General features: G+C 72.3%; 18 protein-coding genes. 15 read left to right on the forward strand and 3 right to left on the reverse strand.

The features are described 5' to 3' along the window. Positions 1–72 precede the first annotated feature (72 nt). Positions 73–426: a VOC family protein gene (locus LZP97_RS08035; protein WP_048773801.1), complete on the reverse strand. Its 354-nt coding sequence runs from the start codon at positions 424–426 to the stop codon at positions 73–75. 1,275 nt (positions 427–1,701) lie between these two features. Between LZP97_RS08035 and soxR the strand changes: the two genes are divergently transcribed. The 3 genes from soxR (at position 1,702) to LZP97_RS08050 (ending at position 4,798) form a co-directional block, all read left to right on the forward strand. After that, positions 1,702–2,157, forward strand: a complete 456-nt coding sequence (soxR, locus tag LZP97_RS08040) for a redox-sensitive transcriptional activator SoxR (protein ID WP_010596501.1) — start codon at positions 1,702–1,704, stop codon at positions 2,155–2,157. Between the two features lie 93 nt (positions 2,158–2,250). Then, entirely contained in the window at positions 2,251–3,282 is a 1,032-nt protein-coding gene (locus tag LZP97_RS08045) for a tyrosine-type recombinase/integrase (RefSeq protein WP_017682306.1), read from the forward strand. Positions 3,283–3,418: 136 nt separating this feature from the next. Next, the gene (locus tag LZP97_RS08050) at positions 3,419–4,798 is read left to right on the forward strand and encodes an NAD(P)/FAD-dependent oxidoreductase (RefSeq protein WP_026138129.1); all 1,380 of its coding nucleotides are present in this window, start codon (positions 3,419–3,421) and stop codon (positions 4,796–4,798) included. A 37-nt stretch (positions 4,799–4,835) separates the two neighbouring features. On the opposite strand, the gene LZP97_RS08055 is transcribed toward LZP97_RS08050, so the two are convergent. Beyond that, entirely contained in the window at positions 4,836–5,282 is a 447-nt protein-coding gene (locus tag LZP97_RS08055) for a PaaI family thioesterase (RefSeq protein WP_010596504.1), read from the reverse strand. A 214-nt stretch (positions 5,283–5,496) separates the two neighbouring features. Then, positions 5,497–6,216 carry a hypothetical protein gene (locus LZP97_RS08060; protein WP_010596505.1) on the reverse strand — a complete coding sequence of 240 codons (720 nt, stop codon included), beginning with the start codon at positions 6,214–6,216 and terminating at the stop codon, positions 5,497–5,499. Positions 6,217–6,359: 143 nt separating this feature from the next. On the opposite strand from LZP97_RS08060, the gene LZP97_RS08065 reads away from it, so the two are divergent. The 12 genes from LZP97_RS08065 (at position 6,360) to LZP97_RS08120 (ending at position 22,017) form a co-directional block, all read left to right on the forward strand. Continuing rightward, positions 6,360–7,778: a FecCD family ABC transporter permease gene (locus LZP97_RS08065; RefSeq protein ID WP_010596506.1), complete on the forward strand. Its 1,419-nt coding sequence runs from the start codon at positions 6,360–6,362 to the stop codon at positions 7,776–7,778. Continuing rightward, the gene (locus LZP97_RS08070) at positions 7,775–8,872 is read left to right on the forward strand and encodes a FecCD family ABC transporter permease (RefSeq protein ID WP_048773804.1); all 1,098 of its coding nucleotides are present in this window, start codon (positions 7,775–7,777) and stop codon (positions 8,870–8,872) included. The genes LZP97_RS08065 and LZP97_RS08070 overlap by 4 nt, the downstream gene beginning before the upstream one ends. A 59-nt stretch (positions 8,873–8,931) precedes the next feature. Then, positions 8,932–9,813, forward strand: coding sequence for an ABC transporter ATP-binding protein (locus LZP97_RS08075; protein ID WP_048773831.1), 882 nt, complete (start codon positions 8,932–8,934; stop codon positions 9,811–9,813). Between the two features lie 9 nt (positions 9,814–9,822). Then, positions 9,823–10,245, forward strand: a complete 423-nt coding sequence (locus LZP97_RS08080; protein WP_010596509.1) for a BlaI/MecI/CopY family transcriptional regulator — start codon at positions 9,823–9,825, stop codon at positions 10,243–10,245. A gap of 17 nt (positions 10,246–10,262) precedes the next feature. Beyond that, the gene (locus LZP97_RS08085; RefSeq protein WP_010596510.1) at positions 10,263–11,216 is read left to right on the forward strand and encodes a M56 family metallopeptidase; all 954 of its coding nucleotides are present in this window, start codon (positions 10,263–10,265) and stop codon (positions 11,214–11,216) included. 70 nt (positions 11,217–11,286) lie between these two features. Further along, entirely contained in the window at positions 11,287–12,738 is a 1,452-nt protein-coding gene (gndA, locus tag LZP97_RS08090; RefSeq protein ID WP_048773805.1) for an NADP-dependent phosphogluconate dehydrogenase, read from the forward strand. A gap of 42 nt (positions 12,739–12,780) precedes the next feature. Then, a complete protein-coding gene (locus tag LZP97_RS08095) occupies positions 12,781–13,650 on the forward strand; it encodes a DMT family transporter (protein ID WP_010596512.1) in 870 nt (289 codons plus the stop codon). Between the two features lie 10 nt (positions 13,651–13,660). Next, positions 13,661–15,100: a GuaB1 family IMP dehydrogenase-related protein gene (locus LZP97_RS08100; RefSeq protein ID WP_048773810.1), complete on the forward strand. Its 1,440-nt coding sequence runs from the start codon at positions 13,661–13,663 to the stop codon at positions 15,098–15,100. 275 nt (positions 15,101–15,375) lie between these two features. Further along, positions 15,376–16,746 (forward strand): hemolysin family protein, encoded by a 1,371-nt coding sequence (locus tag LZP97_RS08105; RefSeq protein WP_048773833.1) that lies wholly within the window; start codon positions 15,376–15,378, stop codon positions 16,744–16,746. Then, positions 16,746–17,831 (forward strand): hemolysin family protein, encoded by a 1,086-nt coding sequence (locus tag LZP97_RS08110; RefSeq protein ID WP_010596515.1) that lies wholly within the window; start codon positions 16,746–16,748, stop codon positions 17,829–17,831. Before LZP97_RS08105 ends, LZP97_RS08110 begins: the two co-directional genes overlap by 1 nt. A gap of 76 nt (positions 17,832–17,907) precedes the next feature. Beyond that, positions 17,908–18,795, forward strand: coding sequence for a hypothetical protein (locus LZP97_RS08115; RefSeq protein ID WP_059174664.1), 888 nt, complete (start codon positions 17,908–17,910; stop codon positions 18,793–18,795). Between the two features lie 114 nt (positions 18,796–18,909). Then, positions 18,910–22,017 (forward strand): ATP-binding protein, encoded by a 3,108-nt coding sequence (locus tag LZP97_RS08120; RefSeq protein WP_048773814.1) that lies wholly within the window; start codon positions 18,910–18,912, stop codon positions 22,015–22,017. Positions 22,018–22,025 lie beyond the last annotated feature (8 nt).

The following is a 22,025-nucleotide window of genomic DNA, read 5'->3' on the forward strand; positions in this document are numbered from 1 at the left end:
GACCCCGGCGATCGACGGACGTGTCGCGGCGGTGCCCGAGATCAGTGCCCGGTCACCGTCCGAGACGCCCGATCACCGTCTCAGCGGGCTGTAGAAGACCAACCCGTTGCCCTTGTTGTCGTAGACCACGGCGCGGCGCTCGTGCGCGTCGTCGTACGGGCCCTGCACGATGCCGCCGCCGGCTTCTTCGATGGCCTTCGCGGCGGCATCGACGTCGGCGGTCTTGATGCCGACGACCACCTGGCCGTGGATCGGATGATCGACTGCGGTCGCGAGCGCGAGGGTGACCCCGCCTCCGTCGAGGGCAGCGAAATGGGCGCCGTCCCGGAACTTCAACGCCATGCCCAGGGTCTCGTTGTAGAATCTGATCGACTCGTCGAGATCGTCGGTCGACAGCACGATCATCTTCACTTCATGGCTGCTCACGGATGCCTCCTTCGGCGAATGTCCGGAAAGCCTAACGTGATCGACACCGTGACATCGAGGGTCGATCGTCCCGTCGAACACCGGTCGACATACCCGACTGATTTACGTCACTGTGACGAATTAGTCCCGGGAGAACCCCGGGCGAGGGGAGAGGATGGAGCCCGCATTGCGGACCCGGTCGACCGGCCCGCGCGACGCCGACCCGGTCGGGCGATTCCGAAGCGTGCCGCTCACGGTCGCGGACGGGTCACCGGACCACCGCGGGTCGAACTTCGGCACGCTGGAGCACGAGCGGTCGGACACGGGCCCGACCCGGTAATCGTCACCGTGACGAATTAGGTCCCGTCTGGGCCGGGGCCGTGGAGGGGCGAGGCGGGTAACGCCGGAACGTGAGCGAGGCCGCGTGGAGATCCGTGGAAGGCAGCCGGCGTCCGGTCCCGTCGGATGCCCGCACCCGCACGATCCGGTGGCGAACGCCGGCAGGAACGCCGGGCGGCGCGAGCGCCGCGGTTGCGGAAGCCGAGCGCCCGCAGTGCGGACACGGGTCGCCGGAAGCTTCGACACCCGAGCGGGCCGCGCGGACAAACGGCTGGTCAACCCCACATCCGAAATTGCCGATAATGCACATTATGTCAAGTAGTGTGCCGGAAGCCTCCCCGCGGGAAGGTGGACCCCGGGTGCTCGAACCGATGCAGGCGCTCGAACCGGTGGATGTGCTCGAACCGGGCGCGCACCGGAGTGCCCCCGGCGGACGCGTCCGGCCTCGCCGCACCGTCGGCCGGCGGCGCGGCGTCCGGCCGGTCGCCCGCGTCGTCTCGTCGATCGACCGGATCGCCGCTTCGCACCGGCGGTCGTCCGGCGTGTCGGTCGGCACCGCGCGACCCGTCGGCGCCCGTCCTGCGTGGGCCGGACGAGGCCCTCTCCCCGTCGAGCACTCCCGTGCGGACCCAATCACCTATTGCTGATAACAATACTGATGGATAATCACCGTTATCCATCACACGCCCACGGCGCGCGAGCATGCGCGCATTCCCGGCACGACGCCGCCGCCAACGCCGGGCCTCAGCACGCCCCGATTCGTTCCCCGCCCCCGGCCCCCGGACCGCCGCGCCCACGCCGCCCGCGATGTCCCGGCGGGGGCCGTCGCACACCACCACCACCACCTCCCCCTCGACGGGTGGATCGGCGACGTCGCCGGCCCGCTCCCCTCGTCGTACAGTCGGTTCGACGAACGGCAGGTCCGTGGGGCCGGCCCCGGATTCGGGAGGAACGGCGATGCCGCCGAACGTGTGGTTGACCCCGGGCGAGCTGTCGTCCCGGTCGGGGGTGGCGGTGTCCGCGCTGCACTACTACGAGGCCCGCGGCCTGATCGAGAGCAGACGCACCTCGGGGAACCGGCGCACCTACCGGCGCGACACGCTCCGTCGCCTGGCCTTCATCCGGGTCGCGCAGGGCGTGGGGGTCTCCCTCGACGAGATCCGGGAGGCGCTCGATTCGCTGCCGGACAGCCGGGTGCCCACCGCGGCGGACTGGGCGCGGTTGTCGCGGCAGTGGCACGACCGGCTCACCGAGCGGATCGAGGCCCTCACCGCCCTGCGGGACAGTTTCACCGAGTGCATCGGGTGCGGTTGCCTGAGCCTGGCGTCGTGCCCGTTGGCCAACCCCGGCGATGTGCTGGGCGCCCGGGGCCCGGGACCCCAGCGCCTGGGCGGGGCCGGGTCACACCGGTAGGCCGTGGCCGCCCGCCGGGTCGCACCGTTTCCCGTCGGCCCCGGATGTCACACTGGTATCGCACAGGTGTACGACCGGGATGCGGGGAGGGTCATGACGGGCCGGGTGGATCCGGGGTTGCTGGACTGGGTGGCCGCGTACCTCGAGACGCTGCAGACGGCGAAGCGGTCCGCGCACACGATCAAGGCGTACCGGCTGGATCTGCAGGCGGTGTGCGGGGAACTCGCCGTCCGCCTCTCGGTCGCCCCGGACGAGCTGTGCGTGCAGGACATCACGATCCGGGCGATGCGCTCGGCGTTCGCCGCCTTCGCGCGGGAGCGGCAGCCGGCGTCGGTGCGGCGGGCCTGGTCGGTGTGGAACAGTTTCTGCAACTTCCTGGTCTCCGAAGGCGTGTCGGAGGGCAACCCGATGGCGTCGATCGCCCAGCCGAAGCGCCCCCAGCACACCCCGAAGTCGTTCACGCCCAAGGCGATCGGGCAACTCGTGGACACCCTCACCGTCGAGGCGCAGCGCCCGGCCGCCTCGGGCCGGGAGTGGCCGCAGCGCGACCTGGCGCTGATCGCGACCTTGCTGCTGACCGGTATCCGTTCGGAGGAGCTGATCCGCCTCGACCTCGGCAGCGTGCTCGGCGGCACCCGTGCCCCCGTGCTGCGAGTGATGGGCAAGGGCACCGTGGAGCGGCAGATCCCGCTCGAGCAGAGCTGGACCGCGATCGTCTCGGCGTATCTCGAGGAGCGCTACACCCGGTTCCCGCCGACGCATCGGCCCCGGCGCGGCGACGACGAGACACTCGCGGTGTGGGAGCGCTATCCCCCGGCCGATCCGCTGTTCGTCGGCGCCGACGGCCGGCGTATCACGCGCGGCACCCTGCAGTACCGGGTGCGGCGGATGTACCGGATGGCGGGCATCGAGAGCGAGCGCAAGCGCGGCGCCCTCGCCCACGCGCTGCGGCACACCTTCGCCACCAGCCTGGCCGACGGCGGGGCGACGATGGTGGAGCTGCAGCAGTTGCTCGGCCACCGGTCACTGCAGACCGTGCAGATCTACACCTCGGCGACGGACGACGCGGTCCGGCACGCCGCCCGGCACAACCCGGTCTACGGGCTGCTGGACCGGCGCGAGTGACGTCGGGGCGGCGCGGTCACGGGACGCGTAAGCCTGTGGCGAGTGGGTATAGCTGACAGACTGGGGGCGGCGCGGGAGCCCCGCTGCTCCTCCGCCACCGATTGCCCGGTCGACCCGAGACATCGAGGAGCACGGAATGAGCATCCAGTCGGTTGAGCCACGTCGTCACCATGTGGTGGTGATCGGATCCGGATTCGGGGGTCTGTTCGCTACCAAGGCCCTCGCACGTGCCGACGTGGACGTCACCGTCGTCGCTCGGACCACCCATCACCTCTTCCAGCCGCTGCTGTACCAGGTGGCGACGGGCATCCTGTCGGTGGGTGACATCGCGCCGCCGACCCGGCTGGTGCTGCGCAAGCAGAAGAACGCCCAGGTACTGCTCGGCGACGTCGAGTCGATCGATCTGACGCGGCAGACCGTGACGTCCCGATTCCTCGAGCGGGAGACGGTCACGCCGTTCGACAGTCTGATCGTGGCCGCCGGGGCGGGCCAGTCGTATTTCGGCAACGACCACTTCGCCGAGTTCGCGCCCGGCATGAAGACGATCGACGACGCGCTCGAGTTGCGGGGCCGGATCCTGGGGGCGTTCGAGCAGGCGGAGCTGGCCGAGGACCCGGCCGAGCAGCGCCGGTTGCTGACGTTCGTGGTGGTCGGGGCGGGACCGACCGGGGTGGAACTCGCGGGACAGATCGCCGAGTTGTCCCATCACACGCTCCGGGGCGCGTTCCGCAACATCGATCCGGCGGCCGCCCGGGTGGTGCTGCTCGACGGGGCACCGGACGTGTTGCCGGTGTACGGGGGCAAGCTCAGCGCCAAGGCCCGCCAGACCCTCGAGAAGCTGGGGGTGGAGATCCAGCTCAACGCGATGGTCACCGACGTGGATGCGACGGGCCTGACGGTCAAGGACAAGGACGGCACCGAGCGCCGGATCGAATCGCAGTGCAAGGTGTGGTCGGCGGGCGTGTCGGCGAGTCCGCTGGGCCGCCGGCTCGCGGAGCAGTCCGGCGCCGAGATCGACCGGGCGGGCCGGGTCCTGGTGAATCCGGACCTGTCGCTGCCCGGTCATCCGAATGTGTTCGTCATCGGCGACATGATGTCGTTGGACAAGCTGCCGGGCCTGGCGCAGGTGGCGATGCAGGGCGGCAAGTACGCGGCGCGGCAGATCGTGGCGGGCCTGTCCGGTCACGATCCGGCCGAACGCAAGCCATTCAAGTATTTCGACAAGGGGTCGATGGCCACGATCAGCCGGTTCAGCGCGGTCGCGAAGGTCGGCAAGCTCGAGATCAGCGGGTTCGTCGGCTGGGTGGCCTGGCTGGGGATCCACCTGCTGTACCTGGTGGGCTTCTCGAGCAAGCTGTCGACCCTGCTGTCGTGGGCGACGACGTTCCTGACCCGGGGCCGCAACGAGATGGCCTCGACGGAGCAGCAGGTGTTTGCCCGCAACGCGATCGACCGGCTGCAGCGGCGTACCGAGGAGGCCGAGCGCGGCAGCGCCGGGCGACGCGCCGCGGGCTGAGCGGCGGGCGCCGGGGGCTCGAGGCCCGCGGCGCCGGTCAGTTGCCCAGGGCGTCGGGATCGAGGATGTTGGCCAGGCGCACCTGCCCGTGGGCGACGGTGCGGTGCTGCTCGTCGGTGATCGCGACCTGCCACAGCTGCTGGCTGCGTCCGCGCTGGATGGGGGTGGCGGTGGCGGTGAGCACCCCGTCGCGGGTGGCGCGGATGAAGTCGGTGTTGTTGTTGACGCCGACCACCTTGCCGCGGTCGCCGAGCCAGATGCTGCCGGCGAAGCTGGCGACGGATTCGACGACGGCGCAGTAGACGCCGCCGTGGACGATGCCGAACGGCTGGTGCTGGTTCGGGGTGACGGTCCAGTGGGCGCGGACCCGGTCGGGGCTCAGTTCGGTGAACTCGAGGCCGAGGACGGACCCGAAGCCGTCGTTGTGCTGGGCGGTGACGGCCGCGGGGTCGGAGAGTTGTTCCTGGGTGGGCAGATCGGTCATGTGTCACTCCGTCCGGGTCGTGCCAGCTCCCTGGCGCGGGCCCGGCGCCGGTCGCCGGGTCTGGAAGGGATGCTAGGACATCGCGGGCGGCACGCAGTGCCGGGACGAGCCGGCGGGCCTCGCGTGGTGCACGCGAGGCCCGCCGTGGGAAGGACCGGGGGTCTCTGCAGCCCTCAGGACTCCGGCGCGGTCCGGCAGTAGCAACGCCTCGTAACTATAGGTAAGCCTTACCTAATTTAGCAAGTCCGCGGACCGGCACCCCCAGCGTCAGGAACGCATCCAGCAGAACCTGGCCGCGGCGCGCCGCGACGGTGCGGGAGGTGCCGGCCAGGGCGGGGAGCTGCGCCGCGCCCGCCACGACGGTGCGGCCGAGCAGGGACCACAGGCGCAGTTGCTCGGCGGGGGCGCACTGCGCCAGCGACGCGTGGACGGCACGCAGCGCCGTGGTGGCACGGTGGGCGGTCCACCGGGCGAGCGCCTCCTCGCACGGCAGCACGACGACCGCGTCGTCGGCGACGGCGGGATCGTCGGGTAGTACACGCAGGGTGTCGTCCGCGACCGCGGCCCAGTCGATGCCGCCGTCGCTGTCCTGGTGGATCCACAGGTTCTCGAGCCCGGGATCCCAGCAGCGCGCCTCGAGCAGATAGGGGGCGAGGACCCGGCCCGCGACGACGTGGACGAGGGCGGCCGCCACCTGGTCGACGGCGATCCGCGGGTCCGCGACGTCCTCGAGCGCGCGGGCGTACAACAGCGCGATCCGCCGGTCCCGGTCGGCGTCGGCGAGCCGCCACCAGCGTCGGCGGGGTTCGTCGTCGATGCGGGCGACGGCGTAGACGCGGGGAGCGTGCGGCATCAGCAGCCTCAGGCGGGCGTCGGTGTCCTCGAACGCGGGGATCTGCACCGCGGTGGATCTCGGTGGCAGCAGGGTTGTCATCCACACCTCCCGATCGGCGGATCGTCACAATTAGGTAAGCCTAACCATGCCATTACGTCGTGGGGGATGCAAGCCTGGAAGATAGGCTTCGGTAACCTAACCTTCGTTCGGCCGAGTACGCGTCCCCGAGGAGCCCACCGCCTGTGACCACCCTCCGCCCCCCGGAGACGCCGCCGCCCGTCGCGGACGCCCCCTCCCTCCCCCGCCGTCTCGCCGCCGAAGCCGGCGACCTGGGTCTGCTCGCCGTGCCCGCCGTCGTCGGTGTGCTGCTCGTACGCGCCCTGTCCGACGCCCACGGCGGCGGACAGACCGACCGTGTCGTCTTCGGTGGAACGGCCCTCGCCGTCACCGTCGGCCTGTGGTGGTACAACCGCGGGCACCGCGAAGGCACCACCGGACGCAGCCTCGGCAAACAGTGGACCGGACTGGTCACCCGCGACCGCGGCCACGGCGGGCCGGTCGGCGCGCGGCGCGCCCTCCTGCGCCGCGGCACCGAGGTCGTCACCGAGCGCGTCGCGGCCGCCGACGGATTCGTCCCCCTCGCCGCCGACACGAGCGTCGGCGCCGTCCGCCGTCGCCGCCTGCTCGGTCTGCTGGCCATCGCCGCGATACTGACGGTGGTGCTGCTCGCCGGGATCGCCGTCGGCGCCCGGCCGATGACCATCGCCGAGGTCGTCCACGCTCTCACCACCGACGACGGCTCCGACACCGACGTCATCGTGCACACCCTGCGGATCCCGCGCACCGTGCTCGGACTCGTGGTGGGCATCGCTCTCGGCGTCGCCGGCGCCCTCATCCAGGGTCACACCCGCAACCCCCTGGCCGACGCGGGCCTGCTCGGACTCAACGCCGGAGCAGCCTTCTTCGTGGTGCTCTCGATCTACCTGCTCGGGATGGCCACCCCCGGGCAGTACCTGTGGTTCGCCTTCGCCGGGTCGCTCACCGCCAGTGTCGTGGTCTTCGGGTTGTCCTCCCTCGGAGGCGGCCGCGCCGGACCGTTGACCCTGGCCCTGGCCGGCGCGGCCGTGGCGTTCTTCCTGCAGGCGATGACGCATGCGGTGGTGCTGCTCGACCAGACCACGCTCGACGGATACCGGTTCTGGATCGTCGGCTCGGTCGCCGGCCGCGACCTCGAGGTGTTGTGGCAGGTGCTGCCGTTCCTCGCGGCCGGACTGCTGCTGGCCGTGGTGAACACACCCGGCCTCAATGTGCTCGGCCTCGGCGAGGACGTCGCCCGGTCCCTGGGCACGAACGTCGTCGCCGCCCGCACCGTCGGCATCGTCGCCATCACCCTTCTCACCGGCGCCGCGACCGCGGCCTGCGGACCGATCGCCTTCGTCGGGCTCGTGGTCCCGCACGTCGCCCGGGCGATCACCGGACCGGACTACCGCTGGCTGCTCCCCTACGCCGGGCTGCTCGGCGGGGTGATGCTCGTCCTGGCGGACGTCGTCGGCCGGATCGTGGTCCGCCCCGGGGAGCTGCAGGTCGGCATCGTCCTCGCCCTGATGGGCGCACCGTTTTTCATCGCCCTCGTGCGCCGGCGCCGGCTGGTGGCCCTGTGACCGCCACCGCGCCGGCACGCACCGGCCCGACCCGGGCGACGGTCCCGTCCCGGCCGGCACTGCGGATCGGCACGCTCTCGCTCGTGTGGCGACCGCGCGCGGTGTTCCTGTGCCTGGCTCTGGTGGCGGCCACGTTCCTGCTGCTGTGCGTCGGGCTCGGCCGCGGCGACTATCCGCTGTCGGTGCCGCAGGTGGTCTCGGTGCTCGCCGGCGGTGGGGAGCAACTCGACCGGTTCATCGTCCTGGAGCTGCGCCTGCCGCGGGGCCTCGCGGCGGTGCTCGTCGGCGCGGCGCTCGCCGTCGCCGGCGCCCTGACCCAGACGGTGTCCCGCAATCCGCTGGCCAGCCCGGACATCCTCGGCGTCACCGCCGGTGCGAGCGCGGCCGCGGTCGCGCTCATCGTCGCCGCCGGTTCCGGGACGCTCGCCGGGGTGCTCGGCGCGCTCGGGTTGCCCCTCGCGGCGCTGTGCGGGGCCCTGTGCACCGCCGCGGCGGTGTACGTCCTGGCCTGGCGTGGCGGGGTGGAAGGCTTCCGACTGGTGCTGATCGGGATCGGCGCCAACGCGCTGTTCGTGGCGCTGACGAACTGGATGCTGGTCTCGGCCGACATCAACGACGTGTCCCAGGCGCAGGTGTGGCTCACCGGGTCGCTCAACGGCGCCGGATGGTCGCAGGTCGTGCCGACGGCGGTGGCGCTGGCCGTCCTGACCGGTTGGCTCGCCACCGCCGCCTTCACGATGGGTGCCCTGCGGCTCGGGGACGAGACGGCCCGGTCGCTCGGCGTGCGGTTGCAGACCCAGCGGGCGGTGTTGCTGCTGTCCGCCTGCGCCCTGGTCGGTGTCGCCACCGCGGCGGCCGGGCCGATCGGGTTCGTCGCGCTCGCGGCCCCGCAGATCGCGCTGCGCCTCGTGCGCTCCCCCGGTCCGCCGTTGATCGCCTCCGCCCTGACCGGAGCGGCCCTGGTCACCGGCGCCGACATCCTCGCCCGCACGGTGCTGCCCGTCGCGCTGCCCGTCGGCCTGGTCACCTCCGCCCTCGGCGGTCCGTTCCTGCTGTATCTGCTCGTGCGCTCGAACCGGAAGGTGTCGCTGTGACCAGAATCCCCCGCACCGACGACGTCGCCGCGCCCACCGCCGCGCCCCCATCCGAGGCCGTGGACAGCGCCGCCCCGCCGCCGCGGCTCGTCGCGCGGGACCTCGCGCTCGGCTACGGCGACCGGCTCATCGTCGACGGCCTGGACCTGACCGTGCCCCCCGGGGTGATCACCACCGTGATCGGGCCCAACGGGTGCGGCAAGTCCACCCTGCTGCGGGCGCTGGCCCGGTTGCTGCGCCCGCGTCGCGGCAGCGTGCTGCTCGACGGGCACGCGATCTCCTCGATGCGCACCCGCGACGTCGCGCGGGTGCTGGGGATGTTGCCGCAGGCGCCGGTGGCGCCGGAGGGCCTGACCGTCGCCGACCTCGTCGCCCGGGGGCGGCATCCGCACCAGTCGTGGCTGCGGCAGTGGTCCGCCGACGACGAGGGTGAGGTCGCCGTCGCACTGGACCGGACCGGCATCACCGAGCTCGCCGACCGCCCGGTCGACCAGCTCTCCGGCGGACAGCGTCAGCGGGCATGGATCTCGATGGCGCTGGCGCAGGGCACCGACGTGCTGCTGCTCGACGAGCCGACCACCTATCTCGATCTGGCGCACTCGGTGGAGGTCCTCGACCTCGTCGACCGCCTGCACGCGGAACTCGGCCGCACCGTGGTGATGGTGCTGCACGATCTGAATCTCGCGATCCGCTACAGCGACCACCTGGTGGTGATGAAGGAGGGCCGGATCGTGCGCGCGGGCCCGCCGGCGCAGGTGATCACCGAGGAGCTGCTGCGGGAGGTGTTCGCGCTCGACGCGGCGGTGATCGACGACCCGGTCTCGGACCGGCCGCTGGTCGTGCCGATCGGCACCCGGCACGTGTTCGGCACGGCGGGCGGACCGCGGACGAGAACACGTACTACTTCGGGTAGTACGACACGCTCGTCGGAGACCCGGTAAACTCGTGTCATGGCAGCACTCGGAGAACTCGAACGCGCAGTGATGGACCACCTGTGGTCCTCCACCGAACCGCAGACCGTCCGGCAGGTCCACGAGGCCCTCGCCGCCCGGCGCTCCCTCGCGTACACCACCGTCATGACCGTTCTCCAGCGCCTCGCGAAGAAGAACCTCGTCATCCAGCAGCGCGACGACCGCGCCCACCGGTACGTCCCGGTGCACGGCCGCGAAGAACTCGTCGCCAGCCTCATGGTCGACGCCCTCGACCAGGCCGACGAGTCCGCCGGCCGGGTCGCCGCCCTCGTCCACTTCATCGGGCGTGTCAACCCCGACGAGGCCGCCGCGCTGCGCGAGGCCCTCGCCGCGCTCGAGGCCCAGCAGGACGGGCCCACCCGTCCCACCGTCGCCGACCCGGGTACCGGTCGGGCGAGCTGACTGGCACACTCGGTGCCATGAACGCGACCACCGCGCTGGTCTTCGGCATCCTCGCGCTGCTGCTGGCCGGGCCGGTCCCGGCCCTGCTCAGCCGCGCCACCTGGCCGTACCGCAACCCCCGCCCCGCCCTCGTGCTGTGGCAGGCGGTGGCGCTCGCGGCCGTGCTGTCCGCGTTCAGTTCCGGCCTGGCCATCGCATCGCTGCTGCTCGTCCCCGGTGAGGACGGCCGCCCCACCACCGCCCCACTCCAGGAGATCGACGCGCTCGGCCTGCCCCTGTGGCTGACCTACGTCGTGGTCTTCGCCCTCACCCTGCTCATCGGTGCACGGCTGATGTACTCGATTCTGCGCGTCGGTGTCCGCACCCGCCGCCGCCGGGCCCGGCACCGCATGCTCGTCGATCTGCTCGACCGGCGCGACAGCGGCGCCTCGGTGCGGCAGCTGTCCCACGTGCGCGTCCTCGACACCGCCGAACCCGTCGCCTACTGCCTGCCGGGCCTGCGGCACCGGGTCGTGCTCAGCGAAGGCACCCTCGACCACCTCGCCGACGACGAGATCCGCGCCATCCTCCGCCACGAGCACTCCCACCTGCGGGCCCGGCACGACCTCGTCCTCGAGGCGTTCACCGCCGTCTACGAGGCCTTCCCGCGGTGGGTACGGTCCCGGTCCGCGCTCGGCTCGGTGCAGCTGCTCGTCGAGATGCTCGCCGACGACTCCGCCGTGCGCGTCACCGGCCCCACCCCGCTGGCCCGGGCCCTGGTCGCCTGCGCCGGCGCCCGCACCCCCCAGGGCGCCCTCGCCGTCGGCGGCCCCTCCACCGTGCTGCGCGTCAAGCGCCTCGCCGAACCCGGCCCGGACCTGCGCACCGCCGTGACCGCCTACACCGCGGCCGCCGCCATCCTCGTCGTGCCCACCATCGCGGTCGCCGTGCCGTGGCTGACCGAACTGAGCCGCCTGCTGCGCGCCTGGTGACCCCCCGCCGTCCGCACCGGTAGCACGCCCCCGATTTCGATCCCGTCCGGGTTCGGGGGAAGCTGTACCCATGACCGTCGAACGCACCGAGAATCCCCGCGCCCAGATCGGCGTGACCGGCCTGGCCGTCATGGGGTCGAACATCGCCCGCAACTTCGCCCGCCACGGCCACACCGTCGCGCTGCACAACCGCAGCGTCGCCAAGACCGACGCCCTGCTCGAAGCCCACGGCGACGACGGGGACTTCGTACGCACCGAAACCATCGACGAGTTCGTCGCCGCCCTGCAGAAGCCGCGCCGGGTGCTCGTCATGGTCAAGGCCGGCGACGCCACCGACGCGGTCATCGACGAACTCGCCAACGCGATGGAACCCGGCGACATCATCATCGACGGCGGCAACGCCCTCTACACCGACACCATCCGCCGCGAAGCCGCACTGCGCGCCCGCGGCCTGCACTTCGTCGGCGCCGGCATCTCCGGCGGCGAAGAAGGCGCCCTCAACGGCCCGTCGATCATGCCCGGCGGCCCCGCCGAGTCCTACGAGGCCCTCGGCCCGCTCCTCGAGTCCATCTCCGCCCACGTCGACGGCACCCCGTGCTGCACCCACATCGGCCCCGACGGTTCCGGCCACTTCGTGAAGATGGTGCACAACGGCATCGAGTACGCTGACATGCAGCTCATCGGTGAGGCATACCACCTGCTGCGCGACGCGCTCGGCCACGACGCCCCGCAGATCGCCGACGTGTTCTCCGAATGGAACACCGGCACCCTCGAGTCCTACCTGATCGAGATCACCGCCGACGTCCTGCGCCAGACCGACGCGAGCACCGGCAAACCCCTCGTCGACGTCATCGTCGACGCCGCCGAGCAGAAGGGCACCGGCCGCTGGACCGTCAAGTCCGCCCTCGACCTCGGCGTCCCGGTCACCGGCATCGCCGAGGCCGTGTTCGCCCGCGCCCTGTCCGGCTCCCGCACCCAGCGCGCCGCCGCCCGCGGCCTGGCCTCCGGCGCCCTCGGCGACAAGCCTACCGACGCCGCCCAGTTCACCGAGGACATCCGCCGCGCCCTCTACGCGTCGAAGATCGTCGCCTACGCGCAGGGCTTCGACCAGATCGCCGCCGGCAGCGCCGAACACGGCTGGAACGTCGACCGCGCCGCCCTGGCCACCATCTGGCGCGGCGGCTGCATCATCCGCGCCCAGTTCCTCAACCGCATCAAGGAGGCCTACGACGCCGACCCGCAGCTGCCCAGCCTGATCCTCGCCCCCTACTTCCGCGAGGCCATCGAGGCCGGCATCGACAGCTGGCGCCGCGTCGTCGCCACCGCCACCATGCTCGGCATCCCCGTCCCCGCGTTCGCCTCCTCGCTGTCGTACTACGACGGTCTGCGCGCCGACCGCCTGCCCGCCGCCCTCACCCAGGGCCAGCGCGACTTCTTCGGCGCCCACACCTACGAGCGCATCGACGCCGACGGCAAGTTCCACACCCTCTGGAGCGGGGACCGCACCGAGGTCCGCGCCTGACCACGCCCGCACCGGCACCCCGGTAGGGCATAGTTTGTGCCCATGAGCGGCACCGTCACGGCGTCCGTCGTGTGCGCGCTGGCCGCCGCGCTCCTGTTCGCGGCGGCCAGCGTCGCCCAGCAACGCTCCGCCGAAGCCGTCCCCGCCGGCGAGTCCCTCGTCGCCGCCCTGATCCGCAGTCCCCGCTGGTGGGCCGGGGTAGTCGGCGACGGCGGCGGCTACCTGCTGCAGGTCGCCGCCCTCGCCCTCGGGCCGGTCCTGGTGGTCCAGCCACTGCTGGTGTCGTCGCTGCTGTTCGCCCTGCCCCTGTCCGCCGCGTTCTCCGGCTCCCGCATCACCCGTCCCACCTGGCTGACCGCGGCGGCCCTGTGCGCGGCGCTCGTGGTGTTCCTCGTCGTCGGCGACCCCACCGCCGGTGAGATCGACGCCCCCTGGCACGAGTGGGTCCTCCCGCTCGGCGCGGTGTGCACCGCCGTGTCCGCCGCCACCGCGATCGGGCTGCTCGGCCACGACCCCGGCACGCGGGCGATGGCACTCGGCGCGGCCAGCGGCCTGCTCTACGGCGTGGCGGTGGCGTTCACCAAGTACGTCACCGACCTGTTCGAACACGGCCTGCGTCCCGTGGTCGGCGCCTGGCAGACCTGGGCCCTGCTCACCGCCGGCCTGCTCGGCGTCTACCTCCAGCAACGCGCCTTCCAGGCCGGCCCGCTCGCCGCGTCCCTGCCGGCGATCACCATCGGCGAACCCCTCGCCGCCGTCTTCCTCGGCATGACCGTCCTCGACGAACGGCTCCGGGTCGACGGCCCGGGACTCGCCCTGGTCGTCGCCTCGGTCGCGGTGATGCTGATCGCCACGGTGGCGCTCTCGCGCAGCCAGGCCCGGCTCACCGCGCCCGACGCCACCGGCGCGTAGCATTCGCCAGGTGCGCTTCCTCGACGGCCACCAGCCCCCGTACGACCTGACCTACGACGACGTGTTCCTCGTCCCGAACCGGTCCGCCGTCGCGTCCCGGTTCGACGTGGACCTGTCCACCGTCGACGGTTCCGGCACCACCATCCCCATCGTGGTCGCCAACATGACCGCCGTGTCCGGCCGCCGCATGGCCGAGACCGTCGCCCGTCGCGGCGGACTCGTCGTGCTCCCCCAGGACCTGCCGGCCGGCACCGTCGCCGAGACCGTCGCGTTCGTCAAGAGCCGCCACCTCGTCGCCGACACCCCCGTCACCCTCGGTCCCGAGGACTCCGTCTCCGATGCCCTCGCCCTCCTGCCCAAACGCGCCCACGGCGCCGTCGTCGTCGTCGACGACCACCGCCGCCCCGTCGGTGTCGTCACCGACGGCTCCTGCCGCGAGGTCGACCGGTTCGCGCGGCTGCGCGCGGTCGCCATCCGCGACTTCGCCACCGCCTCCGTCGGCTCGTCGCCGCGGGAAGCGTTCGCACTGCTCGAAGCCAAACACGACCCGCTGGTCGTGCTCACCCACGACGACGGCACCCTCGCCGGGGTCCTGACCCGCACCGGCGCCGTCCGCGCCGGCATCTACACCCCGGCAGTGGACGCCGACGGGGCCCTGCGCATCGGCGCCGCCGTCGGTGTCAACGGCGACGTCGCCGCCAAGGCCGCGGGGCTCGTCGACGCCGGCGTCGACCTGCTCGTCCTCGACACCGCGCACGGCCACCAGGAGAAGATGCTCGACGCCCTGAAACGGATCAAGGCGCTGGACCTGCCCGTCCCCCTCGTCGCCGGCAACGTCGTCTCCGCCGCCGGCACCCGCGAACTGCTCGACGCCGGCGCGGACATCGTCAAGGTCGGCGTCGGCCCCGGCGCCATGTGCACCACCCGCATGATGACCGGTGTCGGACGACCCCAGTTCTCCGCCGTCGCCGAATGCGCCCGCACCGCCCGGGACCTCGGGGCGCACGTCTGGGCCGACGGCGGGGTGCGGCACCCCCGCGACGTCGCACTCGCCGTCGCCGCCGGCGCCGCCAACGTCATGATCGGGTCCTGGTTCGCCGGCACCTACGAATCGCCCGGCGAACTGCGCTACGACGAGACCGGCCACCCCTACAAGGAAAGCTTCGGCATGGCCTCCAAGCGTGCGGTCGCCGCCCGCACCGTCGACGACTCCTCCTTCGACCGCGCCCGCAAAGCCCTTTTCGAGGAAGGGATCTCCACCTCCCGCATCCGCATCGACCCCCAACGGCCCGGCGTCGAGGACCTGATCGACCACATCTGCTCCGGGGTGCGCAGCACCTGCACGTACGCCGGTGCCCGCACCCTCGAGGACCTGCACGCGCACGCCGTGCTCGGGGTCCAGTCGGCCGCCGGATTCGCCGAGGGACGCCCCCTGCCGACCGGATGGTGACCGCACCGCACGAGGCCGGACACGGTCCGTAGAATGATGCCTCACCGTGAACGCCCGCACCTCGGGCCCGACGAGAGGAATCCGGTGCCCGCGGCACCCACCATTTCGACACGGCCTCCGGCCGCCATCATTTCGACACGGCCTCCGGCCGCCACGGCCGACGCGGAGTCCGACTCCGCCGGTTCGGAGGGTTCCCCTAGCGAGCCGGGTGACATACCCGGCCGGACCCTCACGACATCGGAGCGGAGCTTGCCGCCGGCCCGGGAGCGGTGCTGATGTCCGTCCTGCTGTCCGTCCTCAGCCTGCTCGGGTTCATCGCCCTGACCGCCGGCACCGCGGTGTTCGTGGCGGCCGAATTCTCCCTCACCGCCCTCGAACGCAGCACCGTCGACGCGCACGCCCGCGACGGCGACCTGCGCGCACGCCAGGTTCAGCACGCCCACCGCACCCTGTCCTTCCAGCTCTCGGGCGCCCAACTCGGCATCACCATCACCACCCTGATCACCGGCTACCTCGCCGAACCGGTCCTCGCCCGGTTCCTCGACCCGTTGCTGCGCGCCGCCGGGCTCGGCGCCGCCCTCGCCTCCGGCATCTCCCTGGCCATGGCCCTGATCATCGCCACCTCGTTCTCGATGGTCTTCGGCGAACTCGTACCGAAGAACCTCGCCATCGCGCGGCCCCTGGCCACCGCCCGCGCCACCGCCGGCCTGCAGGCCGGGTTCTCGCTCGTGTTCAAATGGGCGATCCGCGGACTCAACGGCGCCGCCAACCGGATCGTGCGGCGCCTGGGTATCGAACCGGCCGAGGAACTGCGCTCGGCGCGCTCCCCGGAGGAACTCGGATCACTGGTGCGCGCCTCGGCGGAACGCGGCGCCCTCGACGAGAGCACGGCGCTGCTCGTGGGACGCTCGCTGCGTTTCGGGGAACGCACCGCCGAAGACCTCATGACCCCCCGCGTCACCATCGAGTCCCTCGACGTCCACGACACCGTCCTCGACCTCATCGACGCCTCGTCGCGCACCGGCTACTCCCGCTTCCCGGTCGTCGACGGCGATCTCGACGCCACCGTCGGCGTCGTCCACGTCAAACACGCGTTCACCGTGCCCGCGCGGCGCCGCGCCCACACCCAGCTGCACACTCTCGCCCGGCAGGTCCCCGTCGTGCCGTCCACCCTCGACGGGGACGCGGTCATGGAACGGGTCCGCTCCGACGGCATGCAGGTCGCGCTCGTCGTCGACGAATACGGCGGCACCGCCGGCATCGTCACCATGGAGGACCTGATCGAGGAGATCGTCGGCGACGTCCGCGACGAACACGACGAACCCGAGCCCGAAGCGCAGCGCGTCGAGCAGGGCTGGTCCTGCTCGGGCCTGCTGCGCATCGACGAGGTCGCCCACCTGACGGGATACCACGCACCGGACGGCGAATACGAGACGCTCGGCGGGCTGCTCCTCACCGAACTCGGGGAGATCCCCGAATCCGGCGACGAGGTGCTGCTGCCGCACCGGCCCGGCGACGCCGACCACCGCTGGCGTGCCCGGGTCCTCGACATGGACGGGCACCGCATCGACCGCGTCCTGCTCGTCCCCACCGAGCCTGCCGGTGAGGACGAGCACGCACCCGGCCGCGAGAACGGAGACCGGTGATGAACGACTGGCTCGCGGTGCTGCTCACCGTGCTGCTCCTCGCCGGCAACGCATTCTTCGTCGGTGCCGAGTTCGCCCTCATCACCGCGCGCCGCGACCGACTCGAAGCCCTCGTCGGGCAGGGCAAGAAACGCGCCCGCACCGTCATCGCCGCCGGGGAGCACCTGTCGCTGATGCTCGCCGGGTCCCAGCTCGGCATCACCATCTGCTCGATCCTGCTCGGCCGCGTCGGCGAACCGGCCATCGCCCACCTGATCGAAACACCCATGCACGCCCTCGGCGTGCCGGACTCCCTGCTGCACCCGATCGGCTTCGCACTCGCCCTCACGATCGTCGTGGTGCTGCACATCCTGCTCGGCGAGATGGTTCCGAAGAACATCGCCATCGCCGGACCGGAACGCTCGGCGATGCTGCTCGTACCGACCCACCTGCTGTTCATGAAGGTGGCCCGGCCACTGATCGCGTTCTACAACCTGTGCGCCAACCTCAGCCTGCGCCTGCTGCGGGTCGAACCGAAGGACGAACTGGACGTCACCGTCACCGAACTCGAACTGTCCGAGATGATCGGCGAATCCCGCTCGGAAGGACTGCTCGACGAGGAGGAACACCGGCGTCTGACCCAGGCCCTCCAGACCAGCGGACGGACCGTCGCGGACGTCACGATCCCCCTGTCCGGGGTCCGCACGGTCCCGCTCGGCCCGGCCGGCACCACACTCGGAGCTGTCGAGCAGGCCGTCACCGAGACCGGCTACTCCCGGTACCCGGCGGAGACCGCACACGGGGAACTGGCCGGCTACCTGCACCTGAAGGACGTCCTCGACCTCGTGCGCGACGAATCGGCAGGGCCGGACACCCTCATCGCGACCGCCGAGATCCGGCCCCTGCCGCCGGTGCCGGTCGACGCCCCCCTCGACGACGCGCTGTCGCTGCTGCGGCGCACCAGCGCCCACCTCGGCGGAGTCGTCGACGAGCACGGAACCGTGATCGGCATCGTCGCGCTCGAAGACCTCGTCGAACAGTTCGTCGGCACCGTGCGCGACACCACCCACCGGATGGCCGACCCCGGCCCGGGACCACGTCCGTGAACCTCCGCCCACCCGACACCCCGACGCGGCACAACAATCATTGCACCGTCGGTGCAGTCGATACCGGGGGGCAGCGGTGACCACCGTCCTCGAACCCGAGCACTGGCTGCCCCGCCGGGAGCGGCACCGCCACCGGCTGACGGCGCTGCTCGCCCCCTACCTCGACCAACGCGCGCACGGCACACCACACCCGGTGATCGACTTCCTGTTCACCTACTACAGCTACACGCCGTCCCAGCTCCTGCGCTGGCACCCCGGCTTCGGAACGACACTCACCGGCCCCGCATCCGCGGAGTACGCCTCCCTCCGGGGCTACCGGACCACCGGCGCCGGGGTCTCGGCCGACCCCGAACACCTCGCCCGCCGGCGCGACACCATCCGCTACGTCACCGACCTGCTCGAGGCCACGACCTCCCGTCCCGCGCACCTCGGCTGCTTCGGCCTGCACGAGTGGGCCATGGTGTACCGGACCGAGCCCGCCGACCTCCGCCACAGCGCCGTACCGCTGCGGCTCGGACACACCGGCACCGACGCCGTCGTCGAATCGTTGCAGCTGCGCTGCACGCACTACGACGCGTACCGGTTCTTCACCCCCGCCGCCGGCCCCCTCAATCTCGAACCCCTCACCCGCGACGACCAGATCCGGCGGGAGCAACCCGGGTGCCTGCACGCCGCCATGGACCTGTACAAGTGGTGCTACAAGCTCACCCCGCTGCTCGACTCGGACCTGACCGCCGACTGCTTCGAACTGGCCTACGCCGCCCGGGAACTCGACATGCGGGCCAGCCCCTACGACCTGAGCGACCACGGCTACCCGCCCATACGGATCGAGACACCCCGCGGCCGGGCAGAGTACGTCCGCGGACAGACGGAACTGGCCGACCGCTCCGCGCCACTGCGCGCGGCGCTGCTCGACCGGTGCCGCCGACTCCTCGACGCCGGCCGGGAGCACACCCACCGCTGAGCGGACACCGCCGCCTGCCCTCTCCCCGGGACGTCCCCGGCGCGCGGCGCGGCCCCCGCGGGGAGGGATATCCCTCCCCGGGTCTAGGCTGAAGTCTGGAGAGGCCACGAGCTGATGCTGTACGTCTCCGTCCTGGGTGAGCAGTCGATCACCGACGACACGACCGGCGCCGTCGTGACGCGGTCCCCTCGCGGCACGACCCTGGTCGCCTTCCTCGCCCTCCACGCCGGAGTTGCACAGCCCCGCCAGCTCATCGCCCCCCTGTTCTGGCCCGACTCGACAACCGCCCAGGCCCTGACCAACCTGCGCCGCGAACTGCACCACCTGCGCCGCGCCCTCGAAGACGACCCGGCCGTCGAGGTGACCTCCCGGGATCTGTGCTGGCGCGACACCGAGACCAGCCGGGTGGACCTACGGACCTTCACCGTCGAGTACCAGGCCGCCCGGGCGGCCGCGACCAGCGGCGACGACGAGGCGGCGCTGCGGCACGCCACCACCGCGCTCGCCGAATACCGCGGCTCCCTGCTGCCCGGCATGTACGACGACTGGATCCTCGAGGCCCGATCGGATCTCGAACGGCACTGCGTCGACCTGTGCGATCTGCTGTGCCGGCTCCGGACGCGCACCGGCGACCTCCCCGGGGCGATCGACGCCGTCCGCCGCCGGATCCCCCTCCGACCCCTGGAAGAGAGCGGGTACCGCACCCTGATGACCCTGCAGGCCGAGCACGGCGACCGCGCCGGCGCAGTGAGCACCTATCACCGCTGCGCCGCCGTCCTCGAACGTGAACTCGGGCTGGCACCTGACCCGGCGACGCGCACCCTCGCCGACCGCCTGCTCGCCCCCGCGGACCCCACCGCGACCGCCCGCCCCATCGCCGGACCGGCGGCCGAGCGGCCCGGACTCGCCGCCCCGACACTCGTCGGACGCACACGCGAACTCCGTCGGCTGCACGAGACGTGGCGCACGGCCGCCGCCGGGCACCCCACCCTCGTCCTCGTCACCGGCGGCGCCGGCGTCGGCAAGACCCGCCTGGTCGCCGAGATCGCCACCACCGCCCGCGCACAACCCGCGGCGGTGGTGGCCGGCACCCAATGCTTCGGAACGTCCGGACGGCTCGCCCTGGCCCCGGTAGCGGACTGGCTCCGTACCCCCGCGGTGCAGCCCGCGCTCACCGCGCTCGACCCGATCTGGCGCGCCGAGGTCGACAGGCTCGTACCGTCCGGCGCGGCCCGCCCGGAACCCGGCGCCGGCGTCCGAGCGATGGTCGACGCCTGGCAGCGCCTCCGGTTCTTCGAAGGCCTGGCGCGGGCGCTGATCGGCGGCGGCCGCCCCGTGTTGCTGACCCTCGACAGCATCCAGTGGTGCGACCCGGAGACGCTGACGTTCCTGACGTTCTGCCTGTCCCTGACACCCGACGCGCCCCTGATGGTGGCCGCGACAGCCCGCACCGACGACACCGACGAGAACCGGGACCTCGAGCAATGGGCAGACCGGATGCGGACCGCCGGTCTGCTCGCCGACCTGCCACTGCAGCCCCTGGGGGCCTGCGGCACCGCCCGCCTGGCCGAAACGCTCGGGGGGCGCCCGCTCGACCCGCAGGACGCCGAACTACTGCACGCGACCACCGGTGGCTTCCCCCTCTACATCATCGAAGCGATGCGCAGCGGACCGGGCGTCGCCCCCGCCGGCCGCCTGGCCGACGTGCTGCACGACCGGATCGGGCAGGTGAGCCCCGCCGCACGGGACGTCGCCGGACTCGCCGCGGCGGTAGGCCGCGACTTCACCCTCGACCTGCTCACCGAGGCCAGCGACCTCGACACCGACGCCGTGGTGCGCGCCGTCGACGAGCTGTGGCAACGCAGAATCCTGCGACAGTTCCGCGACGGCTACGACTTCTCCCACGACCTGCTCCGCGACGCCGCCTACGCCCGGATCAGCCCGCCCAGGCGCTGGCTGCTGCACCGCCGTCTCGCGCAGAGCCTCGAACTGCTGCACGCCGACGACTACGACAGCGTCTCGGCGCAACTCGCCGAGCAGTACGCCCGCGGGGGACGACCGGACCGGGCAGTGACCTACTACCGTCGCGCGGCCGATGTCGCCTCGAGCACCTTCGCCCACACCGAGGCGATCCGACTGCACAAGAAGGCACTCGCCATCGCTCGCACCCAACTCGAGGGGCGCGACGCCGCCGTACAGGAACTCGCCGTCCGCGAAGAGATGGCGGCGCCGCTCAACGCACGATACGGCTACTCCTCCCCCGAACTGCAGCAGACCCTCGAGCGCTCGATCCGGCTGGCCGAGTCCCTCGGCCGCAAGGACTCCCTCCTGGCGGGCCTCGTCGGCCTCTGGTCGTCGCGGTTCGTGCAGGGAAACATCGCCGGCGCCCACGAGGTCGCGACCCGCGCACTGACTCTCGTCGACCCCGGCTCCCCGCTGCGCGGGTCGGCCCACTTCGCATTCGCCGGGTCCGCGGTCGAGCTCGGCCGCCCCGAGGAGGCGCTCCACCACTTCGACCGTGCGGCCGCACTGACCCGGGGCGCTCCCTCGTTGACCGTCGGCACCCGGCCCGACGTGCACGGCAGCGCCTGGGCGGCCCACGCCCACTGGCTGCTCGGCCACAACGACGCCGCCCTGAGCTGCTGCAACGAGGCTGTCCGGCTGGCCCAAACGATCGATCATCCTTACAGCCTGGCCGTCGCCCTGGCCTACAGCGGCATCACCCACCACCTGCGCACAGACCCCGCCGCCCTCGACGCCGCCGTCGCGGAACTGACCGACCTGTGCATCCGGTACGGATTCGCCTACTACAGCGAGTGGGCGCTGATTCTCGGCGGGTGGTCCCGCGGCGGCGAGGCCGGCCTCGTGCAGATGCGGCGCGGCATCGACACGCTCCGCTCGGCCGGTTCGTTCGCCCGGATGCCGTATTGGCTCTCGCTGCTCGCCGACCTGTCGGTGCGGGAAGGGGAACCCGGCGCTGCCCGGGCCGCGCTCGATGCCGCGATAGTCGCCGGACAGGCCCGCGACGACCTGTGGTGGCTGCCCGAGGTGATGCGGATGCGCGCCGCGCACGACGACCACGTCGCCGCGATCGTGCGACTGCGTGCCGCCGCCCGGACCGCGGCCGCCCACGGCAGTGCCGCCCTGCTCCGGCGCTGCGCGCGGGACCTCGCCGAACACGGCGTCGACCTGCCGCTCCCGGGCGTTCCCCCGGCCCGGTGACCGGCGGC

The organism is Rhodococcus sp. DMF-1 (assembly GCF_021441945.1).
GTDB classification, from domain to species: domain Bacteria; phylum Actinomycetota; class Actinomycetes; order Mycobacteriales; family Mycobacteriaceae; genus Rhodococcus; species Rhodococcus ruber.